The organism is Cellulosimicrobium marinum, assembly GCF_020551945.1.
Taxonomy (GTDB): domain Bacteria; phylum Actinomycetota; class Actinomycetes; order Actinomycetales; family Cellulomonadaceae; genus Cellulosimicrobium; species Cellulosimicrobium marinum.
This window is the reverse complement of record NZ_JAJBZH010000001.1, coordinates 713,086-730,049: the sequence shown is the minus strand read 5'-3', so window position 1 is coordinate 730,049 and position 16,964 is coordinate 713,086. Positions and strand designations below refer to the sequence as shown.

Sequence of the window (16,964 nt, the reverse complement as noted above, 5' to 3'; positions counted from 1 at the left end):
CGCCGGGCCCCGCGGTGCCGGCGTCAGCGGTTCGGCGCGTCGAGGAAGTCGCGCATGAGCGGGCCGGCCGTCGTGGACCCGCCGTCGCCCGTCTCGACGAACACCGCGACGGCGAGGTCGCCCTGCGTCGCGATCATCCACGCGTGCGCCTGGGTGCCGTCGCCGTACTGCGCGGTGCCGGTCTTCGCGCCCGGCTCCTCCGGCAGGTCGGCCAGCATCGACGCGGACCCGTCGGTCACGACGGACCGCATGAGGCTGCGCAGGGTCGCCGCCTCGTCCTCGGTGAGGTCGCCGGACGGCTGCTCCGCGTCCGCGGGCTGCACGTCGGGGCGGACCATGACCGGCGCGACCCGGTGCCCGGCCGCCACGCTCGCCGCGACCGTCGCCATGCCGAGCGGGGACGCGAGAACGCGGCCCTGGCCGATCATCGACGCCGCGTGGTCGGTGCCCACGGAGTCCGTCGGGACGTCCCCCCAGAACGCCGGGGCGCCGAGGTCCGCCTCGACGCCCAGGCCGAGGGACGCCGCGGCGTCGTGCAGCGCCTGCTGGCTCACGGTGTCGCGCTGGCCGATCATCGCGGTGTTGCACGAGTTCGCGAACGCGGTGCGCAGCGGGACGTCGCCGAGCGCGTCCGCGGGGTAGCCCGGCACGTTCTGGAACGTGCGGCCGTCGACCGTGATCTCCGCCGGGCAGGCCACCGTCGAGTCCGGGGTGAGGCCCGCGCGCAGCATCGCCAGCGTCGTCGCGACCTTGAAGGTCGAGCCCGGCGCGTACTGACCGGTCGTCGCCGTCGACAGGCCCTCGCCCGCGGTCCCGCTCGCCGCCGCGAGCACGTCACCCGTCGACGGGCGGATCGCGACGATCGCGCTCGGCGACGTCTGGCCGGCGAGCACCTGCTCCGCGGCCATCTGCATGTCGGGGCGCAGGGTCGTGCTCAGCGGGACGCCCGCCACCGGCTCGACGGCGAACACCTCCCGGGTCTCCTCGTCCGGCGTGCCGCCGTCCGGCACCACGGAGATCGACACGCCGGGGGTGCCGCGCAGCTGCTCGTCGTACTGCCGCTGCAGGCCCGACAGGCCGACAATGTCCCCGGCCGCCACCGCGCCGTCGGACTCCTCCACGACCTCGGCGGTCGCCGCGCCGACCCGGCCGAGGAGGGGCCGCGCGAACTCGCGCGTCGGGGCGAGCGGCAGCTCCGCGTCGAGGACGGCGACGCCGTCGATCTGCCGCGCCGCGTCGACGTCGATCCCCGCGCTGTCCTCCGTGCGGACCGTGATCGCCTCGACGAACGCCTTCTCGCCCGCCCCGGCGACGCGCTGGGCGTACTCGTCCGCGTCGATCCCGACGACGTCCGCGAGCGCCCGCGCCGCGCCGTCCCACGCGTCGGCCGCCACGCGCGTCTTGTCCACGCCGAGGCGGTGCACGGGCCGGTCGGTGACGATCGGGACGTCGTCGGCGCCGAGGACGTCGGCACGGTCGGGGCGCACGCGCTCGACGGCGAGGCGGTCGCCCTGCCCGAGCTCGGGCACGAGGACGTCCGGCGCCCAGGCGACCTCCCACGCGCCCGGCCCGTCCTCCCCGTCGCCGGGCTCGGCGAAGGTGAGGTCGACGGTGGTCGTGTACTCCCAGGCGGACTCGTCGGTGACGTCCCACCGGTAGGCGAGGGTCGCCGTCGCGCGGTCGCCCGCGTCGTCGCCCTCGTCGTCGACGTCCACGGTCTCGACCTCGACGGTGTGCGTGAGCTCCGCGACGGGTTCGAGGACGGCGTCGAGGTGGCCCTGCACGTCGTCGACGGCGCCGTTGGAGAAGGTCAGTCCGCTCACGTCGCCGGCCGCGATGCCCGCGGCGAGCCGTTCCGCGGCGTCCTGGGGCTCGGGCCGGTCGGGCGAGCAGGCGGCGAGCGGCAGCGCGAGCGCCGGGACGAGGAGCGCGACCGTGGCGCGACGCCGGGCGGCGGGGCGGGCGTGGGCGACGGTCACGGAGGTTCCCCCTGTTCCGGACGGACGAGACACACCGGACCGTATCCCACGGCGCCCACGGCCCGGTGCGTCCCCGTCAGGTCAGCGCGACTCCTTCACCGCCTCCTCGCCGGCGGCCACGGCGGGCTCCTCGGAGCCCTCGACGTGCGGGTGGCGCCGCTCGAGCGCGGCACCCTCGACGTCGACGTCGGGCAGGATCCTGTCGAGCCACTTCGGCAGCCACCACGCGGCGCCGCCCAGCAGGTGCATGACCGCCGGGACGACGAGCATCCGCACGACGAACGCGTCGACGAGCACGCCGAACGCGAGCGCGAAGCCGATCGGCCGGATCATCGCGTCGTGGGCGAAGATGAAGCCGCCGAACACGGAGATCATGATGATCGCGGCCGCCGTGACCACGGACCGGCCCGCCCGGAAGCCCTGCACGACGGCGAGCCGCGCCGGCGCGCCGTGGGCGTAGGCCTCGCGCATGCCCGTCCCGAGGAACAGCATGTAGTCCATCGCGAGACCGAAGAGCACGCCGACGAGGATGGTCGGGAGGAAGTTCAGCACCGGGCCGGGCTGCTCCACGCCGAACACCGGCGCCAGCCAGCCCCACTGGTAGATCGCGACCACGCCGCCCAGCGCCGCGTAGTACGACAGGACGAACCCGGCCGTCGCGACGAGCGGGACGAGCAGCGAGCGGAACACGACGACCAGGATGATCAGCGAGAGGCCGATCACCACGGCGAGGTAGACGGGCAGCGCGGCGGACAGCTTCTCGGAGATGTCGATGTTGCCGCTCGCGGCGCCCGCGACCCCGAGCTCGACCTCGCCGCCGGCGGCGTCGACGGTCAGGGGCGTGAGGTCGCGCAGGTGGTGGACGAGCTCCTCGGTGGACTCGCTCGTCGGGCCCTCGGCGGGCACCACCTGGAACGCGAGGACCGTGCCGTCCTCGGACGCCCCGGCGGGCGCGACCGCGACGACGTCGTCCTGCGCGGCGAGCTGCTCGCCGATCCCGAGCTGGACGGCGACGAGGTCCTCCTCCGCGACCGGCTCGGGCACGTCCGCCACGACGAGCAGGGGGCCGTTGACTCCCGGCCCGAACTCCTCGGCGACCGTGGAGTACGCCTGGTACGCGGTCGAGTCGTGCGGCTCGGAGGAGCCGTCGGGCAGGTTGATGCGCAGGTCCGTCGCGGGGATGGCGACGACGCCCAGCACCGCGACGCCGAGAACCACGCGGCCCACGGCGACGAGGGTCGACATGGGGCGGACAGGCTTGCCGTCCGTGCCGGTCGTCGCCGTGCTCGGGGCCGCGTGCGCGCCGTGCACCGGCTCCAGGGCCGCACGCTCCTTGCGGTTGAGGATGCGCGGGCCGATCGCGGAGAGCAGCGCGGGCGTGAGCGTGACCGCGACGAGCACGGCGATCGCGACGCTCGCCGCGCCGACCGTGCCCATGAGGCCGAGGAACGGGATGCCCGTGACGTTCAGCGCGAGGAGCGCGATGACGACGGTCGACCCGGCGAACACGACCGCGTTGCCGGAGGTCCCGTTCGCGAGCCCGATGGACTCCTCGACGTCGTAGCCCTCCTTGAGCTGTCGCCGGTGCCGGTTGACGATGAACAGCGCGTAGTCGATCCCGACGGCCAGGCCGAGCATGAGGCCGAGCACCGGGGTGACCGACGACATCTCGACGACGCCGGAGAACGCGAGGGCGCCCAGCGCGGCGACGCCCACGCCCACGAGCGCCGTGACGAGCGGGAGCCCGGCACCGATGAACGTGCCCAGCATGACGACGAGCACGACGCCCGCGACGACGAGGCCGACGATCTCGCCGGGGCCGATGATCGACGGGGCCTCCATGGAGATGTCGGAGCCGAGGTCGACCTCGACACCGTCGATCGCGGCGACGCCCTCGGTGAGAGTGTCGATCACGGCGTCGCGGGTGTCCTGCGACACCGTGAACTGGTCCTCGGTGAACACCACCGTCGCGACGGCCGCGTCGGCGTCCTCGGAGACCACACGGATCTCGGACGCGAGGTCGAGCAGCGCCTGGCCCTGCTCGAGCTCGGCCACGCCCGCCTCGAGCTCGGCCGCGTTCGCGTCGAGCGTCTCCTGCTGCGTGTCGAGCTCGGCGAGCCCGGCGTCGATCTGCTGCTGCTGCGCGTCGAGCTGGGGCGCGACGGCGTCGGCCTGGCCCGCGGCCTCGGCCTGGGCGCGGGCGGCGTCGAGCTGGGCCTGGCCCTGCTCGAGCTGCGCCCGGGCGTCGTCGAGCTGCTGCTGACCGGCCTCGATCTGCTCGCGCCCGGTCGCGATCTCGTCCTGCGCGGCGTCGAGCTGCGCGGCCTGGTCGGCACGGTCCGCCTCCGAGGCGAACGGGTCGACGACCGTCTCGACGCCGTCGATCGCCTCCACGTCCGCGAAGACGTCGGCGAGCGCGGACTCCTGGTCGGCGGTGAACGCCTCGTCGCCCGTCGTCGTGAGGACGACCGTGCCCGTGCCGCCGGCCGCCTCGGGCAGCTCGTCGGCGACGCGGTCCGTGACCTCCTCGGTGGGCGTGCCCGGGATGGAGAAGCTGTCGGTGAGGGTGCCGCCGGCGACGGCGAAGCCGACGCCCGCCACGACGAGGAGCGCGAGCCACGCCGCGACGACGGCGCGCACGTGCCGGGCGGCGCCGCGCCCGAGACGGTAGAGGAGCTCTGCCATGGTGTCCTTCCGAGGGTGTGTCAGGTGGCGGGGAGACCGGTGGTGCCGGTGAGGTGGACCATGCGGTCGAGGAGGTCGGCCCAGGCGGCGCGGGAGGCGGCGTCGTCCGCTCCCCCGGTCCGGGCGAACCAGTAGCGGTGGAGCACGACGAGGTTGCTCGTCATCGACCCGACGACGAGGTCGACGTCGATGCGCTCGACACCAGGGTGACGCCGGTGGAGCGCGTCCGCGAGATCGTCGCTCGTCCCGACGAGGGACCGCAGCAGGAGGACGACCTGGTGGGCGGGGACGGCCACGTCCTCGGCCGCGCACGCCGCCCAGTCGCCGATCCCGAGGCCGCGCGTCAGGGACGACAGCGCGGGGACGAGGTCGGCGGAGCGCAGGGCCCGGGCGGCGTCCGCGGCGACCGCGGCGCGCGGGTCGTCGGCCTGCGGGACGGGCGCGTCGTCGAGCGCGTCGACCACGGAGTGGAAGGCGTCGGCCAGGACGGCCGCCATGACGTCGTCGATCGACGCGAAGTGGTTGAAGACGGTGCGCCGCGCGACGTCGGCGCGCTCCGCGAGCTCGTCGACCGTGAAGTCCAGGCCGCGCGTGGACTGCATGAGCGCCGCCGCCGCGTCGACGATGGACCGTCGCGTGCGGGCCTTGAGCCGCGCGCGCCGGTCGACGGGGGGAGAGACGTCGGGCACCCGTCCACACTAGGTGCATCGTTGCACTCAGTGCATCGAAAGGCGTGAGGCGTTCGTCACGCCCCGTCGCCCCCTCACCGGGAGAGCGACGCCCCCATCCGCGCGACCGCCTCCGCCAGCACGTCCACGCCCGTCGCGAGGTTGAGACGCACGTGCCCCTCGCCGCCCCGACCGAACCGGCGCCCGTCCTCCAGAGCGACCCGCGCCCGGTCGAGGAACCAGCCGCGCGGGTCCGCCCCGGGCGACCGCGCGCCGTCGGGCACGCTCCCGGACGCCGACCCGGCGGACCCGCCGGGCAGGGCGCGGCAGTCGAGCCACGCGAGGTACGTCGCCTCGCCCGGCCGGTACCGCACCGCCGGCAGGTGCTGCGCGAGCAGGTCGGACAGCAGGTGCGCGTTGCGCTCCACCCCGGCGAGCACCGCGTCCAGCCACGCCTCCCCGTGGTCGAGAGCCGCGACGTGCGCGAGCACCGCGACGTGGTGCACCCCGTGGCTCGCCTCCTCCGGCACGCGCCGCAAGTCGTCCACCGCCCCCGGCCCCGCGACCGCCGCCGCGGCCTTGATCCCCGGCAGGTTGAACGCCTTCGACGCCGAGACCACCGCCACCGCGTCGTGCGACCCCGGCACCGTGAGCACCGGGGTGTGGGTCGTGGCAGGCCGCCCGTCCAGACCGGGCCGCGTGAGCGGCGCGTGGATCTCGTCCGCGACGACCCGCACCCCGTACCGCTCCGCGAGCGCGAGCCCCGCGGCGAGCTCGGCCGGCGTGTGCGCCGTCCCCGTCGGGTTGTGCGGGTTGCACACGAGCCAGACGGCGCGCCGCCCCGACCCCGGCCCTCGGCCGTGCGCCGCGGCACCGGTCGCCTCCGCGAAGGCGGCCTCCAGGGCGTCGAGGTCCAGGCGCAGGTCCGCCCCCAGCGGCGCCTCCACGACCCGACGCCCCTCGTTGCGCGCGAACCCGTAGAACGGGGGGTACACCGGCGGGTTGACCACCACGGCGTCGCCAGGCGCCGTGAGCACGCGCAGCACCTCCACGACGGCGACCATGACGTCGGGCAGGGTGCGGGTCGCCGCCGGGTCGAACGACCAGCCCCACCGCCGCTGCGCGAACCGCGCGTACGCCTCGCCGTAGGCCGTGCCGTGGTCGTACCCCGTGTCGCCCGCGCACAGGGCCGCGGTCACCGCCTCGACCACCGGCTCGCACGGCGCCGTGTCCATCTCCGCGACGAACAGCGGCAGCACGTCCGGCTCGAACGCGCGCCACTTCACCGAGGTCCGACGCCGCAGCTCGTCGAGCGTGAGGACGTCCAGCGGGGTGCGGAGCGGGGTGTCGGCCATGCGCCCAGGCTAGGAGGCGGTGCGCTCTCCGGCGAGATCGGCGGACCCGGTCGAGATCGGCGGACCCGACCTGCCGACCTCGTCCAGGTCCGCCGAACTCACGACGGCGCCCCGCCGGGCGTCAGCGGACGGTGTCGTCGCCGCGGGGTGCGGCGCCGCGCCGTCGCGCGTGGGCCGGCCGGGCGTCGTCGTGCACGGCGCGCCACACGCGCGTGACGACGAACCAGGCGACCGCCGCGGCGACGACCACGATCACGACCGTCTGGAAGAGGCCCGCGTACCGCTCGACGACGTGCCAGTTCTCCCCGAGCGTGTACCCGGCGAGCACGAACAGCGTGTTCCAGATCGCGCTTCCCGCCGTGGTGAGGAGCGTGAACCTCCACACCGGCATGCGTTCGACGCCCGCGGGAATGGAGATGAGGCTGCGGAAGATCGGGATGAACCGGCCGAAGAACACCGTCGCGCCGCCGTGGCGCAGGAAGAACTGCTCCGTGCGGTCGACGTCCTCGACCTTGACGAGCGGGAGGCGCTCCGCGACCCAGCGGGTGCGCTCGCGACCGACGAGCGCACCGACCGCGTACAGCGCGAGCGCCCCGACGACCGACCCGGCGGTCGTCCACAGGATCGCCTCGGCCAGCCCGAAGCTCCCCTGGCTCGCCGTGAACCCGGCGAGCGGCAGGATGACCTCGCTCGGCAGCGGCGGGAACAGGTTCTCGAGCGCGATGGCGATGGCGGCGCCGACCGGCCCGAGCGTCTCCATGAGGTTCACGGCCCAGCCGGCGACGCCGTCGAGAGTAGGCTCCGCCGCCGCGGCGGCCGCGGGAGAAGCCGTCGGAGGAGCCACGAGCACGGCGAAGGGTCCGGAGGTCACGCCTCCCGACCCTAGGCGGAGCCCGGGAAGCCCGCGTCGCGCGGCGACCGGGATGCTGTGGAGGTCCTGGGCAGGTTGTCAGCGCCCGACGGGTCCCGGGACCGGTGGGGTGCTGACAGGTCGAGAGCCGAGGACGAGGGAGTCGAGGAGCATGACGGGGTCCCACGCGTCCGACTCGGCGTTGCACACCACGACGACGGTCGTGCCCGGCGCCGACGCGTCCGCACCGTCCGGGTAGTGGCGCAGCATCGCGCTCGACCCCGTGTTGATGCCCTCCTTGTACGCCGAGCGCACCGACCCGTCGGCGTACAGCTCGAACTCCAGCCCGAACCCGTAGTGCACGCTCGCCGCGCGCGGCACGTCCTCGGCGTCCTTCTCGTCCGTCTCCTCCGTGTCCGCGTCGTCGTGCTTGACCTGCGGGGTGAAGAAGGCGCGCGTCAGGTCCGGCGCGAGGAGGACGCCGTCGCGCACCGCGCCGAGGAACCGGGTGAGGTCGGCCGCCGTGACGTGCGCGCCGCCGTCGGGCGACCCGACGGGCGGGTAGGAGTAGATGTTCTGCCGCCACCCCGTCACCGGGCCGCGCGACCCGTCCGCGCCGCGGGCGCGCACCGGCTCCCAGCCCTCCGCGACGTCCGGCTCCGCCTCGTCCATGCGGAAGAAGCCCGAACGATCCATCCCGGCGCGCGCGAACACGTGCTCGCGGACGTGGTCGCGGTACGTGCTACCCGTCACCGCCTCCAGCGCGAGCCCCGCGAGGACGAACCCGACGTTGCAGTACCGGCAGCCCTCGCCCGGCGAGAAGTTCGGCTCCTTGTGGACGAACCCCGGCAGGAAGTCCGCCGTGCGCGTCACCGAGTAGCTCGGCCGGTCCACCCACAGCGCCTCGTACGACTCGCCGGCCTCCTCGTCGGCGTCGTCCGCGATGCCCGACGTGTGCGTGAGCAGGTGCCGGATCGTCACCTCCCGCGGGATCGCCGTCCCGCCGAGGTCGACGTGGTCGTGGACCCGGTCGTCGAGGCCCAGGCGCCCCTCGCCGACGAGCTGGAGCACCGCCACCGCCGTGAAGAGCTTCGTCACCGACGCGACGTCGAACCGGGTCGTCGTGCGCACCGGCACGCCCCAGCGGCGCGACGCCGTCCCGTACGCCCGCTCGAACACCTCGCGGCCGTGGTGCTCGACCCGCACGACGCCGGAGAACGCGTCCCGCGCCGCGGCCTCGCGCAGAGAGGTGTCCAGGGAGGCGAGAGCGTCGTCGTCGAGCGGGCTCATGGGTCGACGGTAGGCCTCGTCGCCCCCCGCCCGCACGCCCTTTCCCTCTCGTCGTCCCGATCGTCGCAACGGCGGGCTCGGCGTCTCAGTAGCGCCAGGCGCGCATGTCGTCCTGGTAGGTGCGCTGCACGGTCGGGGAGAGCAGGGTCGACGGCGGCAGGTCGCGCCGGGGGTTGTCGGCCGCGAGGTGCGTGGTCGCGGCGAGCGACGCGGCGTCGTGGAAGCGCAGCCCGTCGGGGAGGGGCGTGCGCGCGAAGAGGCCGGGGGCGCCGTCGGGCCCGGGGAGGGACAGGACGAAGCCCCACTCGCCGAACGACGGCACGTTGACGCCGAACGGCACGACGGACCGGTCGGGGCCCGCGGCCTGCACGGTCGCGACGACCTGCCAGAACGCGTCGGGGGTGAAGTACGTCGACGTGGCCTGGGTCGCGAACGCGCCGCCGGGGCGCAGGTGCGCGCCGACCGTCGCGTAGAACTCCTGCGAGTAGAGCTTCGCGACACGTTCCGTCGACGGGTCGACGAGGTCCACGAGCACGACGTCGAACGTCTCCCGCGTCTCGTCGAGCCATCGGAACGCGTCGGCGTTGACCACGGTGACGCGCGCGTCGTCGAGCGCGTGCCCGTTGAGGTCGGCGATGAGGCGGTTGTCGCGCGCGAGGTCGGTGACGGCCGGGTCGAGGTCCACGAGCGTCACGTCGCGGACCGACCCGTACCGCAGCACCTCGCGGGCGAGCAGACCGTCCCCGCCACCGAGGATCGCGACCGACGCGGGAGCCGCGACCGACGTCATCGCCGCGTGCGCGAGGGTCTCGTGGTACCGGGCCTCGTCGACGGACGAGAACTGGAGCTGGTCGTTGAGGTAGAGCCGCACGTCGCCCTGGTAGTCGGTGACGACGAGGCGCTGGTACGCGCTGGTCTCCTGCGCCACCACCGGGTCCGTGTACATCCGGGCGCCGATCGACGACTCGAGCCACGTCGCGGCACCGAACCCGCCGAGCAGCACCGCGAGCGTCACCCACGTCAGCGCCGTCCACCGCGGCGGGTGACCCATGCGCGCGAGCATGAACAGCGCCACCGCGACGTTGAGCACCGCCACGGCGAACGCCGTGCGCACCAGGCCGAGGGACGGCAGCAGCAGGAACGGGAACAGCAACGACGCGGCGAGCGCCCCGAAGTAGTCGAGCGCGAGCACCTTCGACAGCAACGACACCGACTCGTCACGCCCGTGCTCCTTGAGCAGCGCGACGAGCAGCGGGATCTCCACACCGATCGCCGTGCCGATGACGAGCGACAGCGCGACGAAGACCGCCCAGTACACCTCCGTCTGCGCGTACGCCCAGAACAGCACCAGCACCGACGTCCCGCCCAGCAGGCTCAGGACCAGCTCGTTGCGGACGAAGTTCAGCCCCGCCGCGCGCTGCAGCCGCGGCGCGAGCAGCGAGCCCAGGCCCATGCCGAACAACGTCAGACCGGTCGCGACGGAGAACGCGACGACCGAGTCGCCGAACAGGTACGACGCCGCCGTCCCGAGGACGAGCTCGTACACCAGCCCGCCCACGGCGACCAGGAGAGCCGCCGCGAACACCGTCGGGCGGTCCAGGCGACGCCCCCGGGCCGGGGCGGGCGCGTCGACGACGTCGAGGACGGACATGCTCAGGACTGGATGGTCCCCGCGATGATCAGGCCGATCGCGACGGCCAGACCCGCGATCATCACGCCGAACGCGGTGTTGTGCTCGTCGACCAGCTCGCGGTGCAGGTTGAGCTTGAACACCTTGTTCGCCACGACGAGCGTGAGCAGCAGCAGCACGATGCCGAGCACCGAATACAGGATCGTCGAGAGGAAGGCCCAGACGGGCAGGAGGAGTGCGGCGTCCATGGATCGGCTCCTAGCTGAGGGTGGGTGTCGTGGTCATTTGCCCAGTCCGCCGCCCCCGCCGCCGTACACGGGGCGTCGGACGCAGGACGAGGACTCGGTCGAGGTCGAGGTGGGCTCCCCGGACGCCGGCGCGGTGACGACGGTGCGCGGCGTGCACGAGCCGTCGTCGTCCGACGCGGACGCCTGGCACGCGGCGAACGCGAAGACCGAGACGACGGCCACCGCGAGGAACCCGAAGGTCGAGCGGCCGCGGCCCCGCGGTGCCAGACGGCGCCCGAACAGCCGCTTCTGCTCCGCGACGTCGAGGCGGCGCCCCGCGTACACGCTCGTCACCGGGCCGAGCGGGCCCGCGGTGGTGCGCTCGACCGAGACGACCACACCGTGCCCCGCGAGGTCCGCGTACTCGACCCTCTGGCCCGGGACGAACGGCTCCGCGAACGTCCCCGCCACCGCGCGCACCGTGCCCGTGCCGCGCTCGCGCACGTGCAGGCGGTGCGGCCGCCCGTCGAGACGCAGGTCCAGCGCACGCCCCCGGTGCAGGTCCGACAGGTCGACGACGGGCGGGTCCGTCTCCGTCGGCCGGTACAGCGTGACGTCGCCCGAGTCGTGGTCGTGCTCGACCCACAGGTCCGACCCGTCCGCCCCGACGAGCTGCCACTCCTCCCACGTCGACGTCGAGCCGGCCTGCGTCGTCTCGAGCACCGCCGCCGCCCGCACGCGCGTCCGCGGCGCCTCGGGGCCCTCGCCGACCAGCTCCTCACCGACGCGCATCGACAGACGCGCGCCCGCCGCGGTCGTCCCCGACGTGCCCGGACCCGACCCGCCCGGACCCGACGCGCTCACACGAGGCTCCGCGCGGCGACGTCGGCCGCGGCGAACGTGTCGCGCAGCAGGGCGCGGACGTCGTCCACGAACGTCGGGGACGACGGCGCACGGCACGTCGTCAGCGTCACGTACGCCGCCCCGTGCTCCGGCCACGTGTGGACCGCGAGGTGCGACTCCGCGAGCAGGACCGCGATGCTCGTGCCCTGCGGCTCGAACCGGTGCGCGACCTCACCGAGCGGCGTCATCCCCGCCAGGTCCACGACCTCGGCGAGCGACGCGCGCACCGTGGGCTCGTCGTCGAGCAGGCGGGGGTCGGCGCCCGTCACGTCGAAGACGTGGACGAGGTTGCGGTGCACGGCTCAGCTCCGTCGGGACAGGGTCGCGCGGGCGGAACGCGGCGTCGTCCTCCCGGGCCCGCGGTGACGGACCGCGCACACCCTAGCGGACCGGACGAAGCGGACCACCCACCGTCCGGGCGAGGGAGTACCGGGGTCGGCCGGGGTAGAACCGTGGTCGCGCGAGGTAGAACCGTGGTTGCGCGAGGTAATACCCGGGTTTTCGTGCCCGACGTCGCGTGGTCGCCCTGGGTGCCGGGCGTGCGGCCCTCGGGACGATGCTCACGACCCGCCGCCCCCACGAGCACGAACTGCACGAGGTCGCGGAACTGAGGCAGGAGCGCCTGCCACGGGCGCTCGACCCCGACTCGCCGGGCGTCGCGCGCGTCCTGCTCGTCCACGCGCCGTCGACCACCCCGCGCGGCTGGCCGCTCACGCGGACCCACGGGACACACGCGTACGGTCGACGGTGCGCGCGTGGTCCACGCGTAGGCGCGGGCCGGCAGGCCGGCACAGAGCGGCGGGCCGGGCGTCAGCGGACCAGCTCGCGCCAGTTCTCCGGGACGCGACCGCCCGGCGTCGGCTGCTCCACCGGGTGCGACAGCGGCGCCGCGAGGTGCGGGCCCTCCAGGACCTGCGCCGTCGGGTAGTCCCAGTACCAGTCCTCGCCCGGCTCGAACGACCGCATCAACCGGTGCCCGGTCTCGCGGTAGTGCGCGGTGGCGTGCTGCGCGGGCGACGAGTCGCAGCAGCCCACGTGCCCGCACGTCGCGCAGCGGCGCAGGTGGACCCACCAGCCGTCGGCGTCGCCGCACTCGGCGCACCCCTCGCCGCTCGGCGCCGCGGACGGGTCGAGGGCGGCGGCGAGCGCCGCCGCGAGCGCGGGGTCGTCGAGCCCGTCGCCGTTGACGTTCGGTGCGCGGTCGGCCGTCACCGTGCTGCGGCGCCCGACGCACGGACGACGGGCGCCCACGCCTCGGGGTCGAGAGCGGGCGCGGGCGTCGCGTCCGCCCAGCGACGGCAGTCGTCGATGGTGGCGGAGAGCAGGTCGCGCAGGCGCTCGTCGGGGTTCGGCACGCACGCCTCGGCGATGCCCTGGACGGCCGCCGAGATGATGCTGGGGGCGGCGTCGCGCACGAACCGTCCGGGCCGCAGGCGCGCGCCCTCGCAGAACTTCTGCGCCCACCGGGCCGTGCGCGGGCACGTGGCGAGCGCGTCGGCCGACTCGGCGCTGAGCGTGCCGGGCGGTCGGTCGTCGAGCACGTCGAGCATCTTCTCGGCGCCGATGACGGCGACGGCGAGGGTCTGCTGGCGCTCCGCGGGCGCGATCGGCAGGGCCGCCTGCGCGGCGCGCAGCGCGATGCGCACGTCCCAGTGCGGGTCGGCGCTCGTCAGGCCGATCACCGACGGGATGAGGGGCGCGAGCCGCGGGCGCTCGGGATCGACCGTGAGGTCGTTCACCGCGCGGGCCAGCATGGCGAGGAGCGGGTGCGTGCACCTCGGGTGGTCGCTCCATCGTTCGCCCGCGAGGTAGGACGCGAGCTCCATGAAGCACGCGCCCTTCTTCGGGTTGCGGTGCTTGCCACGGCCCAGCATCGGCAGCACGTCGTAGGTGTCTGTCACGAGGTCACCCCCACACGGCGGGTCCGGTCAGGTCCAGTCTGCGCCGGGCCCTCGACCTTGGCAACGGGAGACGTGACGGAGGCCACACCTGCGCACCCCGCCCGCGTCGCGCACCTGTCAGCGCCCCACCGGTCCCGGGGTCGACGGCGCGCTGACAGGTCGGGCGTCTGAGGTACCTCAGACGCCTCAGCCGTCACCGGGGCACCGCATCTGAGGTGGTGGACGCAGGATCGGTGCCCGGTCGACCGATCCCCGGGGCACCGGCTCAGGACGAGTGTGGACGTCAGGCAGGCAGGGAGCCTGCGAGACGGGGGACGACCATGAGCATGCCGTTCGGCCCGGCCTTCGAGGCCGAGGTCACCTACCACCAGGAGAAGGTGCGCGACGACTTCCGCCGCGGCGACCCGGTGCTGCTGCACTGGCTGCGGGGGCGTCGCCACCGCCACCAGTCGACCGCCCGGTGAGCCGCGCGGCCACGGCGCCGCCGGCACGGGACCAATCCTCTGGCCCCGTGTCGGCGGGCGGGGGGAGGATGGGGCCCGTGCCCCGGCCTTCCTCCCGTGCGTCGTTCGTGGCCCGTGCCGCCGAGCTCGACCTGCTCGACGCCGCGGTGGAGCGCGCGCGCCGCGGGGAGCCCGGCGTGGTCCTCGTGGGCGCGGACGCGGGCGTCGGCAAGACGCGGCTGCTGACGCGCGCCGGGGAGCGTGCTGCCGAGGCGGGCGCGACGGTCGTGTGGAGCCACTGCGTCGACCTCGGCGAGGTCGGGCTCCCCTATCTCCCCTTCACGGAGGCGCTGACCATGCTGCGGGGCGTGCACGACGCCGTGGACCGCACGGTCGAGGAGCGTCCCGCGCTCGCCCGCCTGCTCGACGCGGCGCTCCCGGCCGACGACGAGCAGAGCCAGGGCGAGCGCCTCCAGCTCTTCGAGAGCATCGCGGCGGCGCTCGCGGCGTCGGGCACGCCCGAGTCGCCGCTGGTGCTCGTCGTCGAGGACCTGCACTGGGCGGACCCGTCGAGCCGTGACGTGCTGCGCTTCGTCGTGGCGCGGCTGCGCGCGGAGCACGTCCTCGTCGTCGCGAGCTACCGGTCGGACGACCTGCACCGCCGCCACCCGCTGCGCCCGGTCCTCGCGGAGCTGCACCGCCACCCGCGCGTCGAGCACGTGGAGCTGCGCCCGTTCACGCCCGCGGAGCTGCGCGCGTTCACGACGGCCGTCGCGGGCGGCCCGCTGGACGACGACGCGTTCGAGTCGGTGCGGACCCGCTCGGAGGGCAACGCGTACTTCGCGGAGGAGCTCGTCGAGGCGGGACCGGGCGACGCGCTGCCGTGGTCGCTCGCGGACGTGCTGCGGGCTCGCCTGGAGACGCTCGACCCGGCCGTGCAGCACCTGGTGCGTGCCGCGTCGGTGTCGGGCCGGCAGGTCTCCGAGCCGTTGCTGCGCGCCGTCCTCGCGGAGGACCCGACGTTCGACGACGCGGCGGGCGGCTTCGACCGTGCGCTGCGGGAGGCGATCGCGCACCACGTGCTGGCCGTCGAGGGCGACCCGGGCGGGCGCGCGACCGTGGCGTTCCGGCACGCGCTGCTCGCGGAGGCGGTCGCGTCCGACCTGCTGCCCGGGGAGCGCGTCGGCGTGCACCGCACGTACCTGGGGGCCCTGGAGGGGGACCGCACGCTCGGCTCCCCGGCGCTGCGCGCGCACCACGCGCTCACCGCGCACGACCTGCCGGCCGCGCTCACGGCGTCGCGCGCCGCGGCCCGCAAGGCGGCCCGCGTCCTGGCGCCCGCGGAGGAGCTGCGCCACCTGGAGCAGGTCCTGTCCCTGTGGTCGGCGGTGCCCGACGCCGCGGAGCGCCTCGGGGAGGACCGCGTCGCCGTCGCGCTCGCGGCGGCGGGGGCGGCGAGCCGTGCCGGGGAGCCGGAGCGGGCCGTGGCGCTCGCCCGGGCCGTGGTCGACGCGACGGCCGGGGACCCGCTGCGGCAGGCCGCGCTGCGGCACGTCCTGTCGCGCTACCTCCTGGGCACGGAGAAGGTGGACGAGGTCCTCGCGCACACGGAGGCGGCGCTCGCCGTCCTGCCCGCGGACCCGCCGTCGCTCGACCGCGCGTGGACGCTCGCGATGCGGGCTCGCGCGGCGATGAACGCGGACCTGGACGAGCTCGCCGCCGAGGTCGCGGCGGAGGCGCTCGCCGAGGCGCACCGGGTGGACGCGCCGGACGTCGAGGCGGACGTGCTCACGACGATGGCCGTCCTGGAGGTCGAGGACGAGGACCGCGCGGCGGTGCTGCTGGAGCGCGCGCGGGAGCGGGCCGTGGAGGCCGGCGACATCCTCACGGAGCTGCGGTGCTGGTACAACATCGCGGCGAACCGCTACTACGCCGGGCGGCTCGACGAGGCGCTCGACGTCGCGCGCGACGGCGTCGACCGGGCGCTCGCCACGGGCCTGGGGTGGAGCGTGTACGGCGTCGAGCTGCGCCTGTTCGTCGACCTGGTCCGCTACGCGACGGGCGACCTCACGCCCACGGACACGGCGGGCGAGCCGGTGCCGGAGAGCTGGGTGCCGACCCTCGCCGCCGTCCAGCTCTACGCCGCGGTGGCACGCGGCGACGAGGACGCGGTCGAGCGCGGGGCGGCCCTGCGCCGCGACTGGTCGCGCGACGGCATGATCGCGCTCATCTCGGGCGGCTGCTCGATCGACGCGCTCACCGCTGCGGGGCGGTACGCGGAGGCGGTCGACCTCGCCGTCGAGCTCGTGGAGTACCTGGGGCGCACGTGGAGCGACTACTTCCTCGGGCGGATCTGGCTCTCGGCGCTGGCCCTCGCGGCGCTCGCCGACGCGGCCGAGGAGGCCCGGCTCACGGGTGGCGGCGACTCGCCCGAGGTGGCGGACCTCGTCGCGCGCGGCGACGCGCTGCTGGAGGCGGCGGGGACGACGGCGGAGCGCGGCCGGCCCCGCGGCGGGACGCTCGGCCCCGAGGGTCGTGCGTGGCTCGCGCGGGCCGCGGCGGAGCACGCGCGCCTCACGGGCGCGGACGACCCGGGCGCGTGGGAGGCGACGACGCGCGCGTTCGACTACGGCTACCGCTTCGAGACGGCACGCTCCCGGTTCCGGTGGGCGGAGTCGCTGTGCGCCGCGGGCGACCGCAACGCCGCGGAGATCGAGGCGGCGCAGGCGCTGGAGGAGGCCGAGGCGATGGGCGCCGGGCCGCTCGCGGAGGCGGTGCGCGCGCTGGCGCGGCGGGCGCGGCTCGACCTGCCGGGCCTGCGCCGCCCGACGACGGCCGTCCTCACGGGGCGGGAGGACGAGGTGCTGCGGCTCGTGGCGCAGGGGCTCACGAACCGTCAGATCGGGGAACGGCTGTACATCTCGACGAAGACGGTGAGCGTCCACGTGTCGAACGTCCTGGCGAAGCTCGGGGCGTCGGGCCGGGCGGAGGCGGTGTCGCTCGCGCACCAGCGCGGACTCATCGACGTCTGAC

The 16,964-nt window shown here is 75.1% G+C and carries 14 protein-coding genes; 2 read left to right on the top strand and 12 right to left on the bottom strand.

The window, feature by feature from the left end:
- Positions 1-23 precede the first annotated feature (23 nt).
- From LGQ04_RS03350 to LGQ04_RS03295, 12 genes are all read right to left on the bottom strand, one after another.
- On the bottom strand, positions 24-1,979 hold the full coding sequence (locus tag LGQ04_RS03350) for a penicillin-binding transpeptidase domain-containing protein (protein ID WP_229242179.1): 1,956 nt from the start codon (positions 1,977-1,979) through the stop codon (positions 24-26).
- Positions 1,980-2,060: 81 nt separating this feature from the next.
- Positions 2,061-4,664: an MMPL family transporter gene (locus tag LGQ04_RS03345; RefSeq protein ID WP_229242178.1), complete on the bottom strand. Its 2,604-nt coding sequence runs from the start codon at positions 4,662-4,664 to the stop codon at positions 2,061-2,063.
- A 20-nt stretch (positions 4,665-4,684) separates the two neighbouring features.
- Positions 4,685-5,353, bottom strand: coding sequence for a TetR/AcrR family transcriptional regulator (locus LGQ04_RS03340; protein ID WP_229242177.1), 669 nt, complete (start codon positions 5,351-5,353; stop codon positions 4,685-4,687).
- A 74-nt stretch (positions 5,354-5,427) separates the two neighbouring features.
- Complete coding sequence (locus tag LGQ04_RS03335; RefSeq protein ID WP_229242175.1) at positions 5,428-6,687, bottom strand: aminotransferase class I/II-fold pyridoxal phosphate-dependent enzyme; 1,260 nt, start codon at positions 6,685-6,687, stop codon at positions 5,428-5,430.
- Between the two features lie 121 nt (positions 6,688-6,808).
- A complete protein-coding gene (locus LGQ04_RS03330; RefSeq protein ID WP_229242393.1) occupies positions 6,809-7,447 on the bottom strand; it encodes a DedA family protein in 639 nt (212 codons plus the stop codon).
- A 189-nt stretch (positions 7,448-7,636) separates the two neighbouring features.
- On the bottom strand, positions 7,637-8,827 hold the full coding sequence (locus tag LGQ04_RS03325) for a serine hydrolase domain-containing protein (RefSeq protein WP_229242174.1): 1,191 nt from the start codon (positions 8,825-8,827) through the stop codon (positions 7,637-7,639).
- An 85-nt stretch (positions 8,828-8,912) separates the two neighbouring features.
- Positions 8,913-10,478: a polyamine aminopropyltransferase gene (locus LGQ04_RS03320; RefSeq protein ID WP_229242173.1), complete on the bottom strand. Its 1,566-nt coding sequence runs from the start codon at positions 10,476-10,478 to the stop codon at positions 8,913-8,915.
- 2 nt (positions 10,479-10,480) lie between these two features.
- A complete protein-coding gene (locus LGQ04_RS03315) occupies positions 10,481-10,705 on the bottom strand; it encodes a DUF350 domain-containing protein (protein WP_229242172.1) in 225 nt (74 codons plus the stop codon).
- A gap of 33 nt (positions 10,706-10,738) precedes the next feature.
- Positions 10,739-11,548: a DUF4178 domain-containing protein gene (locus LGQ04_RS03310; protein WP_229242170.1), complete on the bottom strand. Its 810-nt coding sequence runs from the start codon at positions 11,546-11,548 to the stop codon at positions 10,739-10,741.
- Positions 11,545-11,886 carry an S-adenosylmethionine decarboxylase family protein gene (locus LGQ04_RS03305; protein ID WP_229242168.1) on the bottom strand — a complete coding sequence of 114 codons (342 nt, stop codon included), beginning with the start codon at positions 11,884-11,886 and terminating at the stop codon, positions 11,545-11,547. Before LGQ04_RS03305 ends, LGQ04_RS03310 begins: the two co-directional genes overlap by 4 nt.
- A gap of 511 nt (positions 11,887-12,397) precedes the next feature.
- Entirely contained in the window at positions 12,398-12,799 is a 402-nt protein-coding gene (locus tag LGQ04_RS03300) for a UBP-type zinc finger domain-containing protein (protein WP_229242166.1), read from the bottom strand.
- A complete protein-coding gene (locus LGQ04_RS03295) occupies positions 12,796-13,488 on the bottom strand; it encodes a hypothetical protein (protein ID WP_229242164.1) in 693 nt (230 codons plus the stop codon). The genes LGQ04_RS03300 and LGQ04_RS03295 overlap by 4 nt, the downstream gene beginning before the upstream one ends.
- A 320-nt stretch (positions 13,489-13,808) precedes the next feature.
- Here LGQ04_RS03295 and LGQ04_RS03290 point away from each other — a divergent pair, with 320 nt between their 5' ends.
- Positions 13,809-13,952 carry a hypothetical protein gene (locus LGQ04_RS03290; RefSeq protein WP_229242163.1) on the top strand — a complete coding sequence of 48 codons (144 nt, stop codon included), beginning with the start codon at positions 13,809-13,811 and terminating at the stop codon, positions 13,950-13,952.
- A gap of 68 nt (positions 13,953-14,020) precedes the next feature.
- A complete protein-coding gene (locus LGQ04_RS17610) occupies positions 14,021-16,963 on the top strand; it encodes a helix-turn-helix transcriptional regulator (protein WP_372469916.1) in 2,943 nt (980 codons plus the stop codon).
- Position 16,964 lies beyond the last annotated feature (1 nt).